We start from the raw sequence: 2,316 nt of genomic DNA, 5'->3' as shown, positions 1-2,316 counted from the left end.
CGGCGGGGGCGGGGTCAGGGGCCGAGATCCAGGACCCGGACCGGCCGCCCCTCCCACTGCTGGGGGACCGTGGTGGCGACGGTTGCACCGGAAGGCCGGTCAAGGGCGGGCTGGGCGGCATGCTCCGTGTGGGCGTCGGCCCAGGTCTGCTGCTCGGCCATCGCCAGCGCGGCAGGCAGGTCCAGGTCCAGGACCGTGATGCCGGGCAGTGCGGCCAGGTGCTCGGCGGTCCCCGGACGGGCGCGGTCCGCCTCGACCAGCGCGCAGGCGGTGGCGTACAGGAACCAGCCCGCCTCGGCGTGGGCGCGGTGGATGAGCCGGGACGCGAGTGCGTTGCCACGGCCCGCGGCGGCCATGGCGGACTTGTCCAGGACGATGTGCGTCTCGCTCACCGGCCGGTCACCCGCGCCAGGCGGCGGTCAAGCTCGGCGTCGAGATCCCGCCGCTCGTCGGCGCTCGGCGCGTAACCGTTCCACTCCCGCAGCGCGATGCGGGCCTGCTCGGCCCGCGCGGCGCGTTCCTCGGGAGTCAGGAGGGTCTCGGCGAGACGCGCCAGGTAGGCCCGCAGCGACAGCCCCTCGCCGGCCGCTATGGCGGCCAGCCGGTCCTTGGCTTCCTCAGGAATGCGGATATTGGCGTCAGTCATGGTGCGCTCCCTTCCCCATCTCACGCTACGGGTACGTACCCGTACCCATAAGTGGCATCCGCCTCGACGAAAGCGACCGGCCCAGTGACGGCGCACTTCCGCCACATACCGAAGGGCGCCCCCGGCCATTGCGGCCGGAGGCGCCCCATCGACGCACGGGTAGAAGATCTCCCGTCACACGACCAGAAGAAGATCTGGCGTCATACGAACAGTCCCGCTACACGAACAGACTCACTACAGCAGCCACCGCGAACCCGGCCACCGAAAGCACCGACTCCAGGACCGTCCACGTCTTCAGCGTGTCCCGCTCCGAGATGCCGAAGTACTTCGCCACCATCCAGAAGCCGCCGTCATTGACGTGCGAGGCGAAGATCGAGCCCGCCGAGATCGCCATGATGACCAGGGCGACGAAGGCCTGGGAGTGGTCGCCCTCGGAGAGGAGGGGGGCCACGATGCCGGCCGTCGTGACGATCGCCACCGTCGCCGAGCCCTGGGCGACGCGCAGGACCAGGGAGAGCAGGTAGGCGAGGACGATGATCGGCAGGCCTACGTCCTGGAACGTGTCCGAGAGGGCCGCGGCCACGCCGCTCGCCTTGAGGACCGCGCCGAAGATGCCGCCCGCGCCGACCACCAGGAGGATGTTGCCGACCGGCTTCAGGGATGAAGTCGACACCGTCTCAAGGGACTTGCGGGACCAGCCGCGCCGGATGCCCAGCAAGTAGTACGCCATCAGCAGGGCGATCGTCAGGGCCACGAACGGGCTGCCGAAGAACTCGATCACCGAGCGGAACGTGGAGGGGTCGAAGGCGATCGACGAGAACGTGGCCAGGAGGATCAGGAACAGTGGCGTGCCGATGATCGCGAAGACCGTGCCGAGCGGCACCGGCTTCTCGCGCGGCTCGACGCCCGCGGCGCGCTGCTCGGCGACGACCGCCGTCTTCGCCTCGTCGGCGGCCTCGACCATGTCCTGCGGGACGGGTACGAAGATGCGCTTGCCGACCCAGGCGGAGAAGACCCAGGCGGCCAGGACGGCCGGGATGCCGCAGACGATGCCCATCAGGATGACCCAGCCGAGGTCGACGTGGAGGAGTCCCGCCGCCGCCACCGGGCCCGGGTGCGGGGGCAGGAACGCGTGCGTCATCGACAGGCCCGCGAGGAGGGGGAGGCAGTAGAGGAGGATCGACTTGCCGCTGCGCTTGGCCGCCGCGTACACGATGGGGGCCAGGACGAAGATGCCTACGTCGAAGAAGACCGGGACGCCGAAGATCAGGCCCGTCAGGCCCATGGCCAGGGGCGCTCGCTTCTCGCCGAACATGCCGAGCAGGCGGGACGCCAACACCTCCGCGCCGCCCGACACTTCGAGGATCGCGCCGAGCATCGTGCCGAGGCCGATGATGATCGCCACATGGCCGAGGATGCCGCCCATGCCCGACTCGATGACCGAGACGGCGTCGGACTTCTGGACGGTGCCGAAGAGTTCGGTGACGGAGAGGCCGGCCGAGAGGCCGACGACTATGGAGACCGCGAGCAGCGCGACGAAGGGCTGCAGCCTGACCTTGATGATCAGGAAGAGGAGCAGGACGATGCCGAGCGCGGCGACGGTCAGGAGGCCTGCCGTGCCGTCGATCAGGGTGAGGATTCCGCCGGTGTGGGGTGGCCTGTCTCTTATA

Annotated in this window: 3 protein-coding genes; all 3 read right to left on the bottom strand. The window is 69.8% G+C overall.

Annotated elements, in window-relative coordinates; genetic code table 11:
- Nucleotides 1–14: 14 nt before the first annotated feature.
- Nucleotides 15–392, bottom strand: coding sequence for a hypothetical protein (locus E2651_RS42675; protein WP_209446392.1), 378 nt, complete (start codon nt 390–392; stop codon nt 15–17).
- On the bottom strand, nt 389–646 hold the full coding sequence (locus E2651_RS42670; RefSeq protein ID WP_135336639.1) for a hypothetical protein: 258 nt from the start codon (nt 644–646) through the stop codon (nt 389–391). Before E2651_RS42670 ends, E2651_RS42675 begins: the two co-directional genes overlap by 4 nt.
- A 217-nt stretch (nt 647–863) precedes the next feature.
- Nucleotides 864–2,315: a gluconate:H+ symporter gene (locus E2651_RS42665; protein WP_135336638.1), complete on the bottom strand. Its 1,452-nt coding sequence runs from the start codon at nt 2,313–2,315 to the stop codon at nt 864–866.
- Between the last annotated feature and the right edge of the window lies 1 nt (nt 2,316).

The sequence above is a fragment of the Streptomyces sp. MZ04 genome, from assembly GCF_004684775.1.
Taxonomy (GTDB): Bacteria; Actinomycetota; Actinomycetes; order Streptomycetales; family Streptomycetaceae; genus Streptomyces.
Note: the sequence above shows the minus strand (reverse complement) of the source record. Positions and strands in the feature narration are given on the sequence as shown.